The organism is Streptomyces sp. NPDC088350, assembly GCF_044753545.1.
Classification (GTDB): domain Bacteria; phylum Actinomycetota; class Actinomycetes; order Streptomycetales; family Streptomycetaceae; genus Streptomyces.
Genome location: NZ_JBIVNL010000016.1, coordinates 106,418 through 123,182, shown reverse-complemented (window position 1 = coordinate 123,182; position 16,765 = coordinate 106,418). Strand labels below are relative to the sequence as shown.

The 16,765-nt window shown below is 69.9% G+C and carries 16 protein-coding genes; 3 read left to right on the top strand and 13 right to left on the bottom strand.

The annotated features are described in order from the left end of the window. Positions 1-33 precede the first annotated feature (33 nt). Together ACIQBL_RS41935 and ACIQBL_RS41930 are read left to right on the top strand one after the other, a co-directional pair. Positions 34-354, top strand: a complete 321-nt coding sequence (locus ACIQBL_RS41935) for an ABC transporter permease (protein ID WP_401952476.1) — start codon at positions 34-36, stop codon at positions 352-354. Positions 355-554: 200 nt separating this feature from the next. Further along, on the top strand, positions 555-1,451 hold the full coding sequence (locus ACIQBL_RS41930) for a helix-turn-helix domain-containing protein (RefSeq protein WP_401952473.1): 897 nt from the start codon (positions 555-557) through the stop codon (positions 1,449-1,451). Positions 1,452-1,511: 60 nt separating this feature from the next. Here the strand turns inward: ACIQBL_RS41930 and metK are convergent, their stop codons facing one another. From metK to pyrR, 13 genes are all read right to left on the bottom strand, one after another. After that, complete coding sequence (gene metK, locus ACIQBL_RS41925) at positions 1,512-2,735, bottom strand: methionine adenosyltransferase (RefSeq protein ID WP_401952471.1); 1,224 nt, start codon at positions 2,733-2,735, stop codon at positions 1,512-1,514. Between the two features lie 239 nt (positions 2,736-2,974). Beyond that, positions 2,975-4,177 carry a bifunctional phosphopantothenoylcysteine decarboxylase/phosphopantothenate--cysteine ligase CoaBC gene (coaBC, locus tag ACIQBL_RS41920; RefSeq protein ID WP_401952468.1) on the bottom strand — a complete coding sequence of 401 codons (1,203 nt, stop codon included), beginning with the start codon at positions 4,175-4,177 and terminating at the stop codon, positions 2,975-2,977. 130 nt (positions 4,178-4,307) lie between these two features. Further along, positions 4,308-4,580: a DNA-directed RNA polymerase subunit omega gene (gene rpoZ, locus ACIQBL_RS41915; RefSeq protein ID WP_019059732.1), complete on the bottom strand. Its 273-nt coding sequence runs from the start codon at positions 4,578-4,580 to the stop codon at positions 4,308-4,310. 40 nt (positions 4,581-4,620) lie between these two features. Further along, positions 4,621-5,214, bottom strand: coding sequence for a guanylate kinase (gene gmk, locus ACIQBL_RS41910; protein WP_078651760.1), 594 nt, complete (start codon positions 5,212-5,214; stop codon positions 4,621-4,623). Positions 5,215-5,273: 59 nt separating this feature from the next. Then, positions 5,274-5,597 (bottom strand): integration host factor, encoded by a 324-nt coding sequence (locus ACIQBL_RS41905; protein WP_019059734.1) that lies wholly within the window; start codon positions 5,595-5,597, stop codon positions 5,274-5,276. A 289-nt stretch (positions 5,598-5,886) separates the two neighbouring features. Continuing rightward, entirely contained in the window at positions 5,887-6,732 is an 846-nt protein-coding gene (pyrF, locus tag ACIQBL_RS41900; RefSeq protein ID WP_401952463.1) for an orotidine-5'-phosphate decarboxylase, read from the bottom strand. Then, positions 6,729-7,835, bottom strand: coding sequence for a quinone-dependent dihydroorotate dehydrogenase (locus tag ACIQBL_RS41895; RefSeq protein ID WP_401952460.1), 1,107 nt, complete (start codon positions 7,833-7,835; stop codon positions 6,729-6,731). The genes pyrF and ACIQBL_RS41895 overlap by 4 nt, the downstream gene beginning before the upstream one ends. A gap of 51 nt (positions 7,836-7,886) precedes the next feature. Next, entirely contained in the window at positions 7,887-11,195 is a 3,309-nt protein-coding gene (gene carB / locus ACIQBL_RS41890) for a carbamoyl-phosphate synthase large subunit (protein WP_401952458.1), read from the bottom strand. Beyond that, on the bottom strand, positions 11,188-12,375 hold the full coding sequence (carA, locus tag ACIQBL_RS41885) for a glutamine-hydrolyzing carbamoyl-phosphate synthase small subunit (protein ID WP_401952455.1): 1,188 nt from the start codon (positions 12,373-12,375) through the stop codon (positions 11,188-11,190). Before carA ends, carB begins: the two co-directional genes overlap by 8 nt. Further along, positions 12,372-12,956 (bottom strand): hypothetical protein, encoded by a 585-nt coding sequence (locus tag ACIQBL_RS41880; protein WP_401952452.1) that lies wholly within the window; start codon positions 12,954-12,956, stop codon positions 12,372-12,374. Before ACIQBL_RS41880 ends, carA begins: the two co-directional genes overlap by 4 nt. Then, positions 12,953-14,239 carry a dihydroorotase gene (locus ACIQBL_RS41875; protein ID WP_401952450.1) on the bottom strand — a complete coding sequence of 429 codons (1,287 nt, stop codon included), beginning with the start codon at positions 14,237-14,239 and terminating at the stop codon, positions 12,953-12,955. The genes ACIQBL_RS41880 and ACIQBL_RS41875 overlap by 4 nt, the downstream gene beginning before the upstream one ends. A 5-nt stretch (positions 14,240-14,244) precedes the next feature. After that, a complete protein-coding gene (locus ACIQBL_RS41870) occupies positions 14,245-15,222 on the bottom strand; it encodes an aspartate carbamoyltransferase catalytic subunit (RefSeq protein ID WP_043683948.1) in 978 nt (325 codons plus the stop codon). Positions 15,223-15,308: 86 nt separating this feature from the next. After that, complete coding sequence (gene pyrR / locus ACIQBL_RS41865; RefSeq protein WP_019066396.1) at positions 15,309-15,872, bottom strand: bifunctional pyr operon transcriptional regulator/uracil phosphoribosyltransferase PyrR; 564 nt, start codon at positions 15,870-15,872, stop codon at positions 15,309-15,311. A 253-nt stretch (positions 15,873-16,125) separates the two neighbouring features. Between pyrR and bldD the strand changes: the two genes are divergently transcribed. Beyond that, entirely contained in the window at positions 16,126-16,626 is a 501-nt protein-coding gene (gene bldD / locus ACIQBL_RS41860) for a transcriptional regulator BldD (protein ID WP_019059743.1), read from the top strand. The last annotated feature ends 139 nt before the right edge of the window (positions 16,627-16,765 follow it).

Below are 16,765 nucleotides of genomic sequence, written 5' to 3'. Positions count from 1 at the left end.
TTCCCCCTCGGCGCCGGCACCTGGCGCGTACCCGTGCCGGCCCTCCTGTGGGCGGCCTGCCTCACCTCCTGCGGCCTCGCCCTCGGCGTACACGCCCGCAGTCAGGGCCAGTTGGCCGCCGCCTCCGACATCGGCGCCCTCACGATCACCTGCCTCAGCGGCTTCCTGGTCCCCCTCGCCGTCCTCCCCCACTGGCTCTCCGCGGTCGCCCCCGCCACCCCGGGCCACTGGGCCCTGCACGGCTTCCAGGCGACCGTCACCAGCGACACCCGCGCCTACGCGCACTCGACGGCGGTGATCGCGGCCATCACAGCGGCGGCGCGCCTCGTGTCGCGCCGCCGCGTCCGCCGCTGACTCGCCCGAACAGGGCCCGGCAGCCGCCGACTTGCGACCGCCCCTGGCCGAAACCGCTTACTCGACAAGGCAGTTCACCTCGGCTTCGCTCCGGATGAGGAAACGGGAAACGCCCGTTTCGCCTTGTTCGGCCCAGCCGGCTGCCCCACGCTGAATCGCGGCGCTCATCGGCTGACGGCCGAGGAGCGACGGAGGTCGAAGTGCCGGAGCAGTCGCACGACTTCGGGCCGGAACTGCGCAGGAGGCGCCTCGCCGCCCGGCTCTCCCTGCACCAACTGGGACAGCGCGTGCACTACAGCAAGAGCCAACTGAGCAAGGTGGAACGGGGAATCAAGCGCCCGACGCCCGAACTGGCCCGGCTGTGCGACACCGAGCTGGGTGCCGACGGCGCGCTCAGCCGGCTCGTGCCCGTCCGGCCCTCCGAACCACCTCTGCCCGCCCCCGGAAACGACGACGAGGTGTGGCTGATGCACTTGCGCAAGGACGGTTCGAGTTCGTTCCAGCCCGTGACCCGCCGCGGGCTGATCACCGTCGGCGCCGCCTCGGTGCTGAGCATGCACACGGACGATCCGTGCTCGTTCTCCCTTGAGGGGACCGAGACCTTCGCGGACGCCTCACGGATGCTGTTCGACAAGGACACGGGCAGCGCCGTGGTGTGGTGGCTCTCCCGCAACGAGAAGGAGGTGGAGGGCGCGGTCGACCGGATCGGTCTGCTCGCGCAGCTCTCCGCCGCGGCCAAGAACGAGCCGGTCGCGCCACCGTTCGAGCACCTGGTGTCCCCGCCGAGGACCGTCTTCGCGGACGGCGTCCCGGACTGCCGCGCATCGGCCGACCGGCGGCAGCCGTACGACAGCGGGGACGCGACGGCGTCCGGCAACGGCTCGGGCGAGGGTCTGTCCGTCGACTCGCTGCTGGAGTGGTTCGGTTTCTCCGTCGCCGATCCGGATGCCGACCTGTTCGCGGAACGTCTGATCAACCTCGCGTCGGTGCACGGCAAGACCGATGCCGTCGACGAGATCAGGCGCCGCTTCGGCCACGCCCCACAGGAGCCGCCTGACGACTCGGCCCCGTCCCCGGGTGACGAACCCGCGCCCTGACGAAACGGCGAGGCCCGGCTCCCCCGAAGGGAAACCGGGCCTCGCGACGACAAACGCGGGTTACAGCCCCGCGGCCTTCCGCAGCGCGTCCACGCGGTCTGTGCGCTCCCACGTGAAGTCGGGGATCTCACGGCCGAAGTGACCGTACGCGGCGGTCTGGGCGTAGATCGGGCGGAGCAGGTCGAGGTCGCGGATGATGGCGGCCGGGCGGAGGTCGAAGACCTCGTCGATCGCCTTCTCGATCTTGTCCGTGTCGACCTTGGCCGTGCCGAAGGTCTCGACGAACAGGCCCACCGGCTCGGCCTTGCCGATCGCGTACGCGACCTGGACCTCGCAGCGCGAGGCGAGACCCGCGGCCACCACGTTCTTCGCGACCCAGCGCATCGCGTAGGCGGCGGAGCGGTCCACCTTGGACGGGTCCTTGCCGGAGAAGGCGCCGCCGCCGTGGCGGGCCATGCCGCCGTACGTGTCGATGATGATCTTGCGGCCGGTCAGACCGGCGTCGCCCATCGGGCCGCCGATCTCGAAGCGGCCGGTCGGGTTGACCAGGAGGCGGTAGCCGTCGGTGTCGAGCTTGATGCCGTCCTCGACCAGCGCCTTCAGCTCGGCCTCGACCACGAACTCGCGGATGTCGGGGGCGAGCAGCGACTCCAGGTCGATGTCCGACGCGTGCTGCGAGGAGACGACGACCGTGTCGAGGCGGACGGCCTTGTCGCCGTCGTACTCGATGGTGACCTGGGTCTTGCCATCGGGGCGCAGGTACGGGATGGTCCCGTTCTTGCGGACCTCGGAGAGGCGCTTGGCGAGGCGGTGCGCCAGGAAGATCGGGAGCGGCATCAGCGTCGGCGTCTCGTCCGTCGCGTAGCCGAACATCAGGCCCTGGTCGCCCGCGCCCTGCTTGTCGAGCTCGTCCCCTTCTTCACCTGCGGCGGCACCCTCGACCCGCTTCTCGTACGCCGTGTCGACGCCCTGCGCGATGTCCGGGGACTGCGCGCCGATGGACACCGAGACGCCGCAGGAGGCGCCGTCGAAGCCCTTCTTCGAGGAGTCGTAGCCGATCTCCAGGATCTTGTCGCGGACGAGCTGCGCGATGGGCGCGTAGGTCTTGGTGGTGACCTCGCCGGCCACGTGCACCAGGCCGGTCGTGATCAGCGTCTCGACGGCGACCCGGGATGTCGGGTCCTCCCGCAGAAGCGCATCGAGAATGGTGTCGCTGATCTGGTCAGCGATCTTGTCGGGGTGACCTTCGGTCACGGACTCCGAGGTGAAAAGGCGACGGGACACAACGCTCCCTGAGGTTGCAGCGGCTGCTGGCTGATCATTGGCGGACGGGACGGGAGCTGCGCCCGACGTCGTCCGAGAACAGTTTATCGGTCGCGGTCGCCAGACGGTCCCCCTGTCTCGTCTCTCGGGAACCGCTGTGACCTGCGGCACGCGCATTTTGCCGAATGCCGAGTGCCGTTGGCCAGAGCCGCCACGCACCAATGTGAGGTTTCGGCGAACTGACAAATGGCTGAAACAAATCAGGCCAGACGGTGTGCCACCAGGTCCCACACCGTCTCGGCCAGGGCTTCCTTCGGACCGTGGGGCACGGCGGTCTCACTGCCGTCGGCACCCAGCACGACCGCCTCGTTCTCCTCGGAACCGAATGTCTTGCGCTCCCCCACCTCGTTCACCACCAGCAGATCGCACCCCTTGCGTGCCAGCTTCTCGCGGCCGTTGGCGAGGACGTCGTCCGTCTCGGCGGCGAACCCGACGACGACCTGTCCGGGACGGGCCCGGTCGGCGGAGATCTCCGCGAGGATGTCCGGATTTCGCACCAGGACGATGGGGTCGGGTTCCTTGTCGCCCTTCTTCTTGATCTTCCCGGCCACGTACTGGGCCGGGCGGAAGTCCGCGACCGCCGCGGCCATGACGACCGCGTCCGCGTCCGCGGCGGCCTTCAGCACCGCCTCCCGCAGCTGTACGGCGGTCCCGACCGGGACGACGTCCACACCGGCCGGGTCCGGCAGTCCCGTGTTCGCCGCGATCAGTGTGACGCGGGCGCCCCGGGCGGCGGCGGTGCGCGCCAGGGCGTAGCCCTGCTTGCCGGAGGAGCGGTTGCCGAGGAAGCGGACCGGGTCGAGGGGCTCGCGGGTGCCGCCGGCGCTGACGACGACGTGCCGGCCCTTGAGGTCGGGTTCGGTGACGCCCCGCGCGAGCACCCGGCGGCAGACCTCGAAGATCTCGGCGGGGTCGGGCAGGCGGCCCTTGCCGGTGTCGACGCCGGTCAGCCGGCCGACGGCCGGTTCGATCACCACGGCACCCCGGCGGCGCAGCGTCGCCACGTTCTCCTGGGTGGCCGGGTGTTCCCACATCTCGGTGTGCATGGCGGGCGCGAAGACGACCGGACAGCGGGCGGTGAGGAGGGTGTTGGTGAGGAGGTCGTCGGCGAGGCCGTGGGCCGCCTTCGCGAGCGTGTCCGCCGTCGCGGGGGCCACGACCACCAGGTCGGCGCCCTGACCGATGCGCACGTGCGGGACCTCGTGGACGTCGTCCCACACCTCGGTCGAGACGGGGTGCCCGGAGAGCGCGGACCAGGTGGCCGCGCCGACGAAGTGCAGGGCGGACGCGGTGGGGACGACACGGACGTCGTGGCCCGACTCCGTCAGTCTGCGCAGCAGTTCACACGCCTTGTACGCGGCGATGCCACCACTGACTCCCAGAACGACCTTGGGCTTGTCCACCGTCTCTCCCCGAGTTCGGAAACGTGAATGCGACTCGTGCGACCCGTACGACTCCATGACACACCACAGGCCCGACAGTCGCTGCCGGGCCTGTGGACAAAGCTGAGCCTGTGGATGAAGCTGCCGCGTCTCAGGTCGCGGGGCCCTCGACGGCCTCGGAGGTCAGCAGACCCGCGTTGATCTCGCGCAGGGCGATGGAGAGCGGCTTCTCGTGGACGTGCGTGTCGACGAGCGGACCGACGTACTCGAGCAGGCCCTCGCCGAGCTGCGAGTAGTACGCGTTGATCTGACGGGCACGCTTGGCGGCGTAGATCACGAGGCTGTACTTCGAGTCGGTGGCCTCGAGGAGCTCGTCGATCGGAGGGTTGATGATGCCCTCGGGAGCGGTGATGGAAGAGGACACGCTCTGCCTTCCGAAAGATGGGATGAGATCGGAAAAACGATCACACAACTTCCATCAAGGCTAGCAGCTCGCGCGCTACGTCCTCGACGGAGGTGTTGACCAGGGTCGCGTCGAACTCGGGCTCCGCCGCCAGCTCGACCTTGGCCGCGTCCAGGCGGCGCTCGATCACCTCGGGCGGCTCGGTGCCCCGTCCGGTGAGCCGGCGCACCAGCTCCTCCCAGGAGGGAGGAGCCAGGAACACCGAGTGGGCCTCGGACATCGACTCGCGGACCTGACGGGCACCCTGGAGGTCGATCTCCAGCAGGACCGGCACACCGGACTCCAGGTGCTCGAGCACGGCGTCACGCGGCGTGCCGTAGCGGTTGCCGGCGAATTCGGCCCACTCCAGCAGCTCGCCGTTGGCGATCAGCTTGTCCATCTCCTCGTCGGAGACGAAGAAGTAGTGGACCCCGTGCTTCTCGCCGGGGCGGGGCCTGCGGGTCGTCGCCGACACCGAGAGCCACACCTCGGGGTGTTCCTTGCGCATATGGGCGACGACCGTGCTCTTGCCGACCCCAGAGGGGCCGGAGAGCACGGTCAGCCGCGGACGTACGTCCGGGGGCTCGGGGGTCGTCCCCCGGAATGTTGCAGCCATGCAGTGATTATTCCAGCAATCCCGGTGTGCCCGGGACTCCCGGTCCGGAGTACCCGGACTCAGGAACCAGTGCTGCCGAACTCACGCTCCAGGGAAGCGATCTGGTTGGAGCCGAGGCCACGCACTCGGCGGCTCTCGGAGATGCCGAGTCGCTCCATGATCTGCTTGGCGCGGACCTTGCCCACGCCCGGCAGGGACTCAAGCAGCGCGGAGACCTTCATCTTGCCGATGACGTCGTTCTCCTGGCCCTGCTTGATCACGTCATGCAGGGAGGCGCCGGAGTGCTTGAGTCGATTCTTGACCTCGGCCCGCTCCCGGCGAGCCGCGGCGGCCTTTTCGAGCGCGGCTGCGCGCTGTTCAGGGGTAAGGGGCGGAAGAGCCACGCCTACGTCACCTCGGATGTCGAACTGTCGGATACGGACCGGTGAGGAACCTAGTCGCCCCACACCTGGGGAGCTACGAGCAACACGCTTGCCCGTTGACTCTGCTCGGAGACTAGCGGCCAAGGAGGCCAGAGTCAGCGAGAACAGAGGAAAAGTCCTGGTCAGCCTGCGCCAGGCCGGACATTTCCGACATAACGCCCCGGATTTGAGGATGTATTCAGACTCAAGTCGCTCCGGAGCCGCCCGTCGAGCCACTCATCGGAGGACTCGATCGACCCGTTCGAACACCTCAGACGGTCGCAAAGGCGACGCGGATCTCCTCCGCGAAGCGATCCGAGGCCGCCTGGAGCGCTCCCACGTCGGGACCGTGACGTAGAACACCCCGGCTGACGTTCGGAACGACATTGCGCAGCACCGACCCGAAGACCCCGGGAAGATCGGCCGGAGTGGCCCCCTGAGCCCCGATGCCCGGCGCGAGGATCGGACCGTTGACGGCGAGGTCGTACGACGACAGGTCGCCCAGGGTGGCGCCGACGACGGCACCGAAGGACCCCAGGGGCTCCTCCCCCGCGTTCTCGGCAGCGAGGTGGGCCAGCATGGTCGCTCCGACGTTCCGGCCGTCCGCGCGGACCGCGTGCTGCACCTCGCCGCCCTCCGGGTTCGAGGTCAGCGCGAGCACGAAGAGCCCGGCGCCGCTCTCACGGGCCAGTGCGATCGCCGGGGCGAGCGAGCCGTAGCCGAGATAGGGCGAGACGGTCAGCGCGTCGGAGAACAGCGGGGAGTCCTTCCGGAGGAAGGACTCGGCGTACGCGGCCATGGTCGAGCCGATGTCGCCGCGCTTGGCGTCCATCACGACCAGCGCGCCGGCCGCCCGCGCCTCCTCGACGGACTTCTCCAGGACGGCGATCCCGCGCGAGCCGAAGCGCTCGAAGAAGGCACTCTGCGGCTTGAGGACGGCGACCCGGTCGGCCAGCGCCTCGACGACCGTGCGGCTGAACCGCTCCAGCCCGGCGACGTCGTCGTTCAGTCCCCACTCGGTGAGCAGCGAGGCATGGGGGTCGATGCCGACGCAGAGCGGACCGCGCTCGTCCATCGCGTGGCGAAGACGTGCGCCGAAGGGTTCGAGAGGGCTCATACCGGCTTCCTTGCGTCGGCGCCGACCGCGTCGGCGAGGGTGGCGTAGGGGCTCGTGCGCAGACGTGCGGCGAGGCCCTTGTGGAGGGCGCGGCCCCAGAAGGGACCTTCGTAGACGAAGGCGCTGTAGCCCTGCACGAGGGTGGCGCCGGCGAGGATGCGCTGCCAGGCGTCCTCGGCGTTCTCGATGCCGCCGACGCCCACGAGGGTGATGCGGTCGCCCACGCGCGCGTAGAGGCGGCGCAGTACCTCCAGGGAGCGAGCCTTCAGAGGCGCCCCGGACAGTCCGCCGGTCTCCTTGACGAGGGACGGTTCGGAGGTCAGACCGAGTCCATCGCGCGCGATGGTCGTGTTCGTGGCGATGATGCCGTCCAGGCCGAGTTCCACGGCGAGGTCGGCGACGGCGTCCACGTCCTCGTCGGCGAGGTCCGGGGCGATCTTCACGAGCAGCGGGACGCGGCGGTCGGTCACCGCGCGGTCGGCGGCCTCGCGCACGGCGGTCAGCAGCGGGCGCAGTGCCTCGGTCGCCTGGAGGTTGCGCAGCCCGGGCGTGTTGGGCGACGACACATTGACGACCAAGTAGTCGGCGTGCCGGGCGAGTCGCTCGGTCGACTTCACGTAGTCGCCGACGGCCTCCTCCTCGGGTACGACCTTGGTCTTGCCGATGTTGACGCCCACGACGGTCCGGAAGACCGCCTCACGGGCCGCCAGCCGGGCCGCCACGGCCGCGGAGCCCTCGTTGTTGAAGCCCATGCGGTTGATCAGCGCCCGGTCCGGCACCAGGCGGAACAGCCGCTTCTTGGGGTTGCCGGGCTGCGGCTCCCCCGTGACCGTGCCGATCTCGACGTGGTCGAAGCCGAGCATCGACATGCCGTCGATCGCGACCGCGTTCTTGTCGAAGCCGGCGGCGAGCCCGAACGGGCCGTGCATCCGTAGCCCGAAGGCCTCCGTGCGCAACTCCTCGAACCGGGGGGCGAGGGCGGCGGCGACGAACGTGCGCAGTACGGGGATGCGGACGGCGAGCCGGATCCAGCGGAAGGCGAGGTGGTGGGCCTTCTCGGGGTCCATGTGCTTGAAGACGAGAGTGAAGAAGATCTTGTACATGGTGTCCTCATGAAGAGGGGGACACCGTTTCCGGTGTCCCCCTCTTGGCTGCTAGTCGCGGGCCGCGGTCAGGTGCTGGGCGTGTTCCTGGAGTGAACGCACGCCCACGTCACCGTGGTTGAGGGCGTCGATGCCCTGGACGGCGGCGGCGAGCGCCTGGACCGTGGTCAGGCACGGGACGGACCGCGCCACAGCCGCCGTACGGATCTCGTAGCCGTCGAGGCGGCCTCCGGTGCCGTACGGGGTGTTGACGATGAGGTCGACCTCGCCGTCGTGGATGAGCTGGACGATGGTCTTCTCGCCGTTCGGGCCGGTGCCCTCGGACTGCTTGCGGACGACCGTCGCGTTGAGGCCGTTGCGCCTGAGGACCTCGGCGGTGCCGGAGGTGGCGAGCAACTCGAAGCCGTGGGCGACCAGTTCGCGTGCGGGGAAGATCATCGAGCGCTTGTCGCGGTTGGCGACCGAGATGAAAGCGCGGCCCTTGGTGGGCAGCGGGCCGTAGGCGCCCGCCTGGGACTTGGCGTACGCCGTGCCGAAGACGGAGTCGATGCCCATGACCTCGCCGGTGGAGCGCATCTCCGGACCGAGGACGGTATCGACGCCACGCCCGTGGATGTCGCGGAAGCGCGACCACGGCATGACGGCCTCCTTGACGGAGATCGGCGCGTCCAGCGGGAGTTCGCCGCCGTCGCCGTGGGCCGGGAGCAGCCCCTCGGCGCGCAGTTCGGCGACGGTCGCGCCCAGCGAGATGCGGGCGGCGGCCTTCGCGAGCGGCACGGCGGTCGCCTTCGAGGTGAAGGGGACCGTGCGGGACGCGCGCGGGTTGGCCTCCAGGACGTAGAGGATGTCGCCGGCCATCGCGAACTGGATGTTGATCAGTCCGCGGACGCCGACTCCCTTGGCGATGGCCTCCGTCGAGGCCCGCAGGCGCTTGATGTCGAAGCCGCCCAGGGTGATCGGCGGCAGGGCACAGGCCGAGTCGCCGGAGTGGATGCCGGCCTCCTCGATGTGCTCCATGACACCGCCGAGGTAGAGCTCCTGGCCGTCGTAGAGGGCGTCGACGTCGATCTCGATGGCGTCGTCCAGGAAGCGGTCGACCAGGACCGGCCGGGACGGGCTGATCTCGGTCGACTCGGCGATGTAGGACGCCAGCCGGGTCTCGTCGTAGACGATCTCCATGCCGCGTCCGCCGAGGACGTAGGACGGGCGGACGAGGACCGGGTAGCCGATCTCGTCGGCGATGGCCTTGGCGCCCACGAAAGTGGTCGCGGTGCCGTGCTTGGGGGCCGGGAGGCCCGCCTCCGCGAGGACCTGGCCGAAGGCGCCGCGGTCCTCGGCGGCGTGGATCGCCTCGGGGGGCGTGCCCACGATCGGCACGCCGTTGTCCTTCAGTGCCTGCGCCAGGCCCAGCGGGGTCTGGCCGCCGAGCTGCACGATCACGCCCGCGATCGGACCGGCCAGGGACTCCGCGTGGACGATCTCCAGCACGTCCTCGAGCGTGAGCGGCTCGAAGTACAGGCGGTCGGAGGTGTCGTAGTCCGTGGAGACGGTCTCGGGGTTGCAGTTGACCATCACGGTCTCGTAGCCCGCGTCGCTGAGCGCGAAGGAGGCGTGCACGCAGGAGTAGTCGAACTCGATGCCCTGGCCGATGCGGTTGGGGCCCGACCCCAGGATGATGACCGCGGGCTTCTCGCGCGGGGCGACCTCGTTCTCCTCGTCGTAGGACGAGTAGAAGTACGGGGTCTTCGCGGCGAACTCGGCGGCGCAGGTGTCGACCGTCTTGTAGACCGGGCGGATGCCGAGCGCGTGCCGGACCTCGCGGACGACGTCCTCGCGCAGACCGCGGATCTCGCCGATCTGCTGGTCCGAGAAGCCGTGCCGCTTGGCCTCGGCGAGCAGCTCCGGGTCCAGCTTGTCGGCGGCGGCCAGCTCGTCCGCGATCTCCTTGATGAGGAAGAGCTGGTCGACGAACCAGGGGTCGATCTTCGTGTACTCGAAGACCTCCTCCTGGGTGGCGCCCGCGCGGATGGCCTGCATGACGGTGTTGATCCGGCCGTCGGTGGGCCGTACGGCCTCCTCCAGCAGCTGGGCCTTGTCGCCGGGCTCGCCGACGAACGTGAACTGGCTGCCCTTCTTCTCCAGGGAGCGCAGCGCCTTCTGGAAGGCCTCGGTGAAGTTGCGGCCGATGGCCATGGCCTCGCCGACCGACTTCATGGTGGTGGTGAGGGTCGAGTCGGCGCTCGGGAACTTCTCGAAGGCGAAACGCGGGGCCTTCACGACCACGTAGTCGAGGGTCGGCTCGAAGGAGGCCGGGGTCTCGCGCGTGATGTCGTTCGGGATCTCGTCGAGGGTGTAGCCGACGGCCAGCTTGGCGGCGATCTTGGCGATCGGGAAGCCGGTCGCCTTGGAGGCGAGCGCCGAGGAGCGGGACACGCGCGGGTTCATCTCGATGACGATCACCCGGCCGTCGACCGGGTCGATCGCGAACTGGATGTTGCAGCCGCCGGTGTCGACGCCGACCTCGCGGATGATCGCGATGCCGATGTCACGGAGGGTCTGGTACTCGCGGTCGGTCAGCGTCATCGCCGGGGCGACGGTGATCGAGTCGCCGGTGTGCACGCCCATGGGGTCGAAGTTCTCGATGGAGCAGACGACCACGACGTTGTCGTTCCTGTCGCGCATCAGCTCCAGCTCGTACTCCTTCCAGCCGAGGATGGACTCCTCCAGGAGCACCTCGGTGGTCGGCGAGAGGGTCAGGCCCTGGCCGGCGATGCGGCGCAGCTCCTCCTCGTCGTGCGCGAAGCCGGAGCCCGCGCCGCCCATGGTGAAGGAGGGGCGGACGACGACCGGGTAGCCGCCGAGCGTCTCGACGCCCCCGATCACGTCGTCCATGGAGTGGCAGATCACCGAGCGGGCGGACTCGCCGTGCCCGATCTTCTGGCGCACGGCCTCGACGACGCCCTTGAAGAGGTCGCGGTCCTCGCCCTTGTTGATGGCCTCGACGTTGGCGCCGATCAGCTCGACGCCGTACTTCTCCAGGGTGCCCGCCTCGTGCAGCGAGATCGCGGTGTTGAGCGCCGTCTGACCACCAAGGGTGGGCAGCAGGGCATCCGGGCGCTCCTTGGCGATGATCTTCTCGACGAAGTCCGGGGTGATCGGCTCGACGTAGGTGGCGTCGGCGATCTCCGGGTCGGTCATGATCGTCGCCGGGTTGGAGTTGACCAGGATGACGCGGAGGCCCTCGGCGCGCAGGATGCGGCACGCCTGGGTGCCGGAGTAGTCGAACTCGGCGGCCTGGCCGATGACGATCGGGCCGGAGCCGATGACCAGGACGGACTGGATATCGGAGCGCTTAGGCACGCTGGCCCTCCATCAGAGCTGTGTCCATCAGAGCTGTGTCCATCAAAGACGTGAAGCGGTCGAACAGGTAGGCGGCGTCGTGCGGGCCCGCCGCCGCTTCGGGGTGGTACTGGACGCTGAACGCCGGCCGGTCGAGCAGCCGCAGCCCCTCGACGACCTGGTCGTTCAGGCAGACGTGCGAGACCTCGGCGCGGCCGTAGGGCGTGTCGGAGACCTTGTCGAGGGGCGCGTCGACGGCGAAGCCGTGGTTGTGCGCGGTGACCTCGACCTTGCCCGTCGTACGGTCCTGCACGGGCTGGTTGATGCCCCGGTGGCCGTACTTCAGCTTGTACGTGCCGAAGCCGAGTGCGCGGCCCAGGATCTGGTTGCCGAAGCAGATCCCGAAGAGCGGGGTGCCGCGCTCCAGGACTGCCCGCATGACGGCGACCGGGTGGTCGGCGGTGGCGGGGTCGCCGGGGCCGTTGGAGAAGAACACACCGTCGGGCTGGACGGCGTAGACGTCCTCAACGGTGGCCGTGGCCGGCAGCACGTGCACCTCGATGCCGCGCTCGGCCATGCGGTGCGGGGTCATGCCCTTGATGCCGAGGTCGACGGCGGCGACGGTGTACTTCTTCTCACCGATCGCGGGGACGATGTACGTCTCCTTGGTGGCGACCTCCGCGGACAGGTCGGCGCCCGCCATCTCGGGGGCCTGGCGCACCTCGGCGAGCATGGTGCCGTCGTCGGGCAGCGCGTTGCCGGAGAAGATGCCGACGCGCATCGCGCCGCGCTCGCGCAGATGACGGGTCAACGCGCGCGTGTCGATGCCGGAGATCCCGACGACACCCTGGTTGCGCAGTTCCTCGTCGAGGGAGCGGCGGGAGCGCCAGTTGGACGGCACGCGCGCGGGGTCGCGCACCACGTAACCGGCCACCCAGATGCGGGCCGACTCGGGGTCCTCGTCGTTGACGCCGGTGTTGCCCACGTGCGGGGCGGTCATGACGACGACTTGGCGGTGGTACGACGGGTCGGTCAGGGTCTCCTGGTAGCCGGTCATGCCGGTGGAGAACACGGCCTCGCCGAAGGTCACCCCCACGGCCCCGTAGGCACGGCCGCGGAAGATCCGGCCGTCCTCCAGGACGAGTACGGCGGGAACTGCCTTTTGCCTCTTCGAGGCTGCTCCCTGGATGGAGGTGGTCATCGTGCGCCTTCCGTGTCGATCGTTTCGAGACTCTTGTTGATCATGCTGTTCAGGGTGTCGACCCACTCCGTGTGCTCCGCCGCGTAGTCCGAGCGGAACCCGGAGTCGATCAGCCGGTCGCCGTGCGCCCACGTCACTATCAGCAGGCCGCCCTCGCTGAGGACCTTCCCGGCGATGCCCTTGCCGAGCAGCGCCTCGCGCAGCGCCCCGGCCGGGATGAAGAAGTCGGTGGCTCCCGGTCGTACGACATCCAGGCCGGCCTCCGTCAGGGTCAGCTCGACCCGGCTGCGGGTGCCCAGGCCGTGCGCCACGATGCGGTCGAGCCACTGCCCGGCGGTGGTGGAGCCGTGGTAGCGGCCACTCATCGTCAGTCTCGCCGGACCGGGGTCGGTCGGCGCGGTGGGAAGGTCCGGCAGGTCGCCCTGGAGCGTGCCGCGCCACTTCCAGCCCTCGCGCATCAGCCAGTAGAGGAGCGCGATGAACAGGGCCAGGCCGACGACCCAGCCGATACGGGCCGCCCAGTCGGTCACCGGGGCGGACTTCTCCCCGGCCGCGAGGTGGGTCAGTTGCAGTGGTGTCACGTGAGCTTCCCGTCGACGAGCGTGGCCTTGCCCCGGAGCCAGGTGTGCGTCACACGGCCCGGCAGCTCACGCCCCTCGTACGGGGTGTTGCGACTGCGCGAAGCGAAGCCCGCGGGGTCCACCGACCCACGGTATTCCGTGTCGACGAGCGTGAGGTTGGCGGGCTCACCAGCCGAGACGGGACGGCCGTGCCCGACCGCCCGCCCGATCTCGGCGGGCTTGGCGGACATGCGCTCGGCGACCCCGGCCCAGGTGAGGAGCCCGGTGTCCACCATGGTCTCCTGCACCACTGACAACGCGGTCTCCAGGCCGACCATCCCCATGGCGGCGGCGGCCCACTCGCAGTCCTTGTCCTCGTGCGGGTGCGGGGCGTGGTCGGTGGCGACGATGTCGATCGTGCCGTCGGCGAGCGCCTCCCGGAGGGCCAGCACATCGCGCTCGGTGCGCAGCGGCGGGTTGACCTTGTAGACCGGGTTGTAGGAGCGCACCAGCTCATCCGTGAGGAGGAGGTGGTGCGGGGTGACCTCGGCGGTGACGTCGATGCCCCGGGACTTGGCCCAGCGGACGATCTCGACGGACCCTGCGGTCGAGAGGTGGCAGATGTGGACGCGGGAGCCGACGTGCTCGGCGAGCAGGACATCCCGGGCGATGATCGATTCTTCGGCCACCGCCGGCCAGCCCCCGAGCCCGAGTTCGGCCGAGACGACGCCCTCGTTCATCTGGGCGCCCTCGGTGAGGCGCGGCTCCTGCGCGTGCTGGGCGACGACTCCCCCGAATGCCTTTACGTACTCCAGGGCGCGGCGCATGATCACCGCGTCGTCGACGCACTTGCCGTCGTCCGAGAAGACGGTGACGCCCGCGGCCGACTCGTGCATGGCGCCCAGCTCGGCGAGCTTCTTGCCCTCCAGGCCGACGGTGACGGCGCCGATGGGCTGCACATCGCAGTAGCCGTGCTCCTGGCCGAGCCGGTAGACCTGCTCGACGACACCGGCGGTGTCCGCGACGGGGAAGGTGTTGGCCATGGCGAACACGGCCGTGTAACCGCCGCTCGCGGCGGCACGGGTACCGGTCAGGACGGTCTCGGAGTCCTCGCGGCCGGGCTCGCGGAGGTGGGTGTGCAGGTCGACGAGACCGGGCAGCAGCACCTTGCCGTCGGCCTCGACGATGTCGGCACCTTCGGCACTCAGACCGACGCCCACGGCCGCGATCTGCGAACCGTCGATCAGCACGTCCTGCGGCTCGCCGCCGAGGATCTTCGCACCACGGATCAGGATCTTGCTCATGTGACTTACTTCTCCTCGATGCGGGCGTGGCTGACGGCGGGTTCGTTGCCGCCCAGAAGCAGATAGAGCACGGCCATCCGGATGGACACTCCGTTTGCGACCTGCTCGACGACGGTGCAGCGGTCCGAGTCGGCGACCTCGGCGGTGATCTCCATGCCCCGGACCATCGGCCCGGGGTGCATCACGATGGCGTGCTCGGGCATCTTCGCCATGCGGTCCCCGTCGAGGCCGTAGCGCCGCGAGTACTCGCGCTCGGTCGGGAAGAACGCCGCGTTCATGCGCTCGCGCTGCACGCGCAGCAGCATCACCGCGTCGGACTTGGAGAGCGTGCTGTCGAGGTCGTAGGAGACCTCGCAGGGCCACGCCTCGACGCCGACCGGCACCAGGGTGGGCGGGGCGACGAGGGTGACCTCGGCGCCGAGGGTGTGCAGCAGGTCGACGTTCGAACGGGCGACGCGGCTGTGCAGGATGTCGCCGACGAGGGTGATCCGCTTGCCGGCCAGGTCCTGCCCGAGCCCGGCGTCCCGGCCGACCAGGCGGCGGCGCATGGTGAACGCGTCCAACAGGGCCTGCGTCGGGTGCTGGTGGGTGCCGTCACCGGCGTTGATGACGGCCGCGTCGATCCACCCGGAGGTGGCGAGCCGGTACGGCGCCCCGGAGGCGCCGTGCCGGATGACGACCGCGTCGACGCCCATGGCCTCCAGGGTCTGCGCGGTGTCCTTCAGGGACTCACCCTTGGAGACGCTCGACCCCTTGGCGGTGAAGTTGATCACGTCGGCGGAGAGGCGCTTCTCGGCGGCCTCGAAGGAGATACGCGTGCGCGTGGAGTCCTCGAAAAAGAGGTTGACGACGGTACGGCCGCGCAGGGTCGGCAGTTTCTTGATCGGCCGGTCGGCGACCCTGGCCATCTCCTCGGCGGTGTCGAGGATCAGGACGGCGTCGTCGCGGGTGAGGTCGGCGGCCGAGATGAGATGACGCTGCATCTGTCAGGCTCCGTAGGGCAGTTCGCGAAAGAGGGAGATTCCGGGCAGACGGGGGCACGCCGAGCCGGCGTACGCCCCTCGGCCCGCTACGGGGTCTGCTTGGCGCCGAGCAGCACGGTGTCGCGACCGTCCTCCTCGGCGAGCTGGACCTTGACCGTCTCCCGCAGCGACGTGGGGAGGTTCTTGCCGACGTAGTCGGCGCGGATGGGCAGTTCGCGGTGGCCTCTGTCGACCAGGACCGCGAGCTGCACGGCGCGGGGGCGCCCGATGTCGTTCAGGGCGTCCAGGGCGGCGCGGATGGTGCGGCCGGAGAAGAGCACGTCGTCGACGAGGACGACGAGGCGGCCGTCGATCCCGTCACCGGGGATGTCAGTGCGGGCCAGCGCGCGCGGCGGGTGCATGCGCAGATCGTCGCGGTACATGGTGATGTCGAGGGAGCCGACCGGGATCTTGCGGTCGGTGATCTCCTCCAGCTTGACGGCGAGCCGCTGGGCGAGGAAGACACCCCGGGTCGGGATGCCGAGGAGCACCACGTCGTCGGCGCCCTTGGCGCGCTCGACGATCTCGTGGGCGATGCGGGTCAGGACCCGCGCGATGTCGGGGGCTTCGAGAACCGGCCGGGCATCGGACTCGTACTGCTGGGTGTCCATAAGAAACGGACCTCCTTCTCCGCCTCACGGGACGGACCTTAAAGGACGTCGGATTTGCGCCATCCACGGTAGCAGGCCGGGACGACGTCCCTGATCACCCCTATGGAGTAATCGGCCACCGCTGCCGCGGAAGTGCCGGTGCGGACCATTCGGCTTGACGCGGAAGTGTAACGCTGCGTAACCTCACAGTGAGTTACCAGCCGCGCGGCGCGGAAACACTGTTGCCGCGTCGACACAGTGTCCGGGGAGCTATATGTCCAGCGAATACGCCAAACAGCTCGGGGCCAAGCTCCGGGCCATCCGCACCCAGCAGGGCCTATCCCTCCACGGTGTCGAGGAGAAGTCCCAGGGACGCTGGAAGGCGGTCGTGGTCGGGTCGTACGAGCGCGGCGACCGCGCCGTCACCGTGCAGCGCCTCGCCGAGCTGGCGGACTTCTACGGGGTTCCGGTGCAGGAGCTGCTGCCGGGCACCACGCCGGGCGGGGCCGCCGAGCCGCCGCCGAAGCTGGTCCTGGACCTGGAGCGGCTGGCCCACGTGCCCGCCGAGAAGGCCGGCCCGCTGCAGCGGTACGCGGCCACGATCCAGTCCCAGCGCGGCGACTACAACGGCAAGGTGCTCTCGATCCGCCAGGACGACCTGCGCACACTCGCCGTCATCTACGACCAGTCGCCCTCGGTCCTCACCGAGCAGCTGATCAGCTGGGGAGTGCTGGACGCGGACGCGCGTCGCGCGGTCTCCCACGAGGAGAACTGAGCCGCTCCCCGTCTCAGCAGAAACGTGGCGCCCGGGGGGGGGGGGGGGGGCCGGGGGGGGCCCCCCCCCCGGGGGGGGGGGGGCCCCGGGGGGGGCCCGGGGGACCCCCCGCCGCGGGGGGCCCCCCCGGCCGCGCGGG

Bases quoted from the DNA above. Each gene is read 5' to 3' on its own strand.
- gmk (WP_078651760.1), bottom strand. From the start codon at position 5,214: ATGGCTGCAACATTCCGGGGGACGACCCCCGAGCCCCCGGACGTACGT.
- pyrF (WP_401952463.1), bottom strand. From the start codon at position 6,732: ATGAGCCCTCTCGAACCCTTCGGCGCACGTCTTCGCCACGCGATGGAC.
- ACIQBL_RS41895 (WP_401952460.1), bottom strand. From the start codon at position 7,835: ATGTACAAGATCTTCTTCACTCTCGTCTTCAAGCACATGGACCCCGAG.
- carA (WP_401952455.1), bottom strand. From the start codon at position 12,375: ATGACCACCTCCATCCAGGGAGCAGCCTCGAAGAGGCAAAAGGCAGTT.
- ACIQBL_RS41875 (WP_401952450.1), bottom strand. From the start codon at position 14,239: ATGAGCAAGATCCTGATCCGTGGTGCGAAGATCCTCGGCGGCGAGCCG.
- ACIQBL_RS41870 (WP_043683948.1), bottom strand. From the start codon at position 15,222: ATGCAGCGTCATCTCATCTCGGCCGCCGACCTCACCCGCGACGACGCC.
- pyrR (WP_019066396.1), bottom strand. From the start codon at position 15,872: ATGGACACCCAGCAGTACGAGTCCGATGCCCGGCCGGTTCTCGAAGCC.
- bldD (WP_019059743.1), top strand. From the start codon at position 16,126: ATGTCCAGCGAATACGCCAAACAGCTCGGGGCCAAGCTCCGGGCCATC.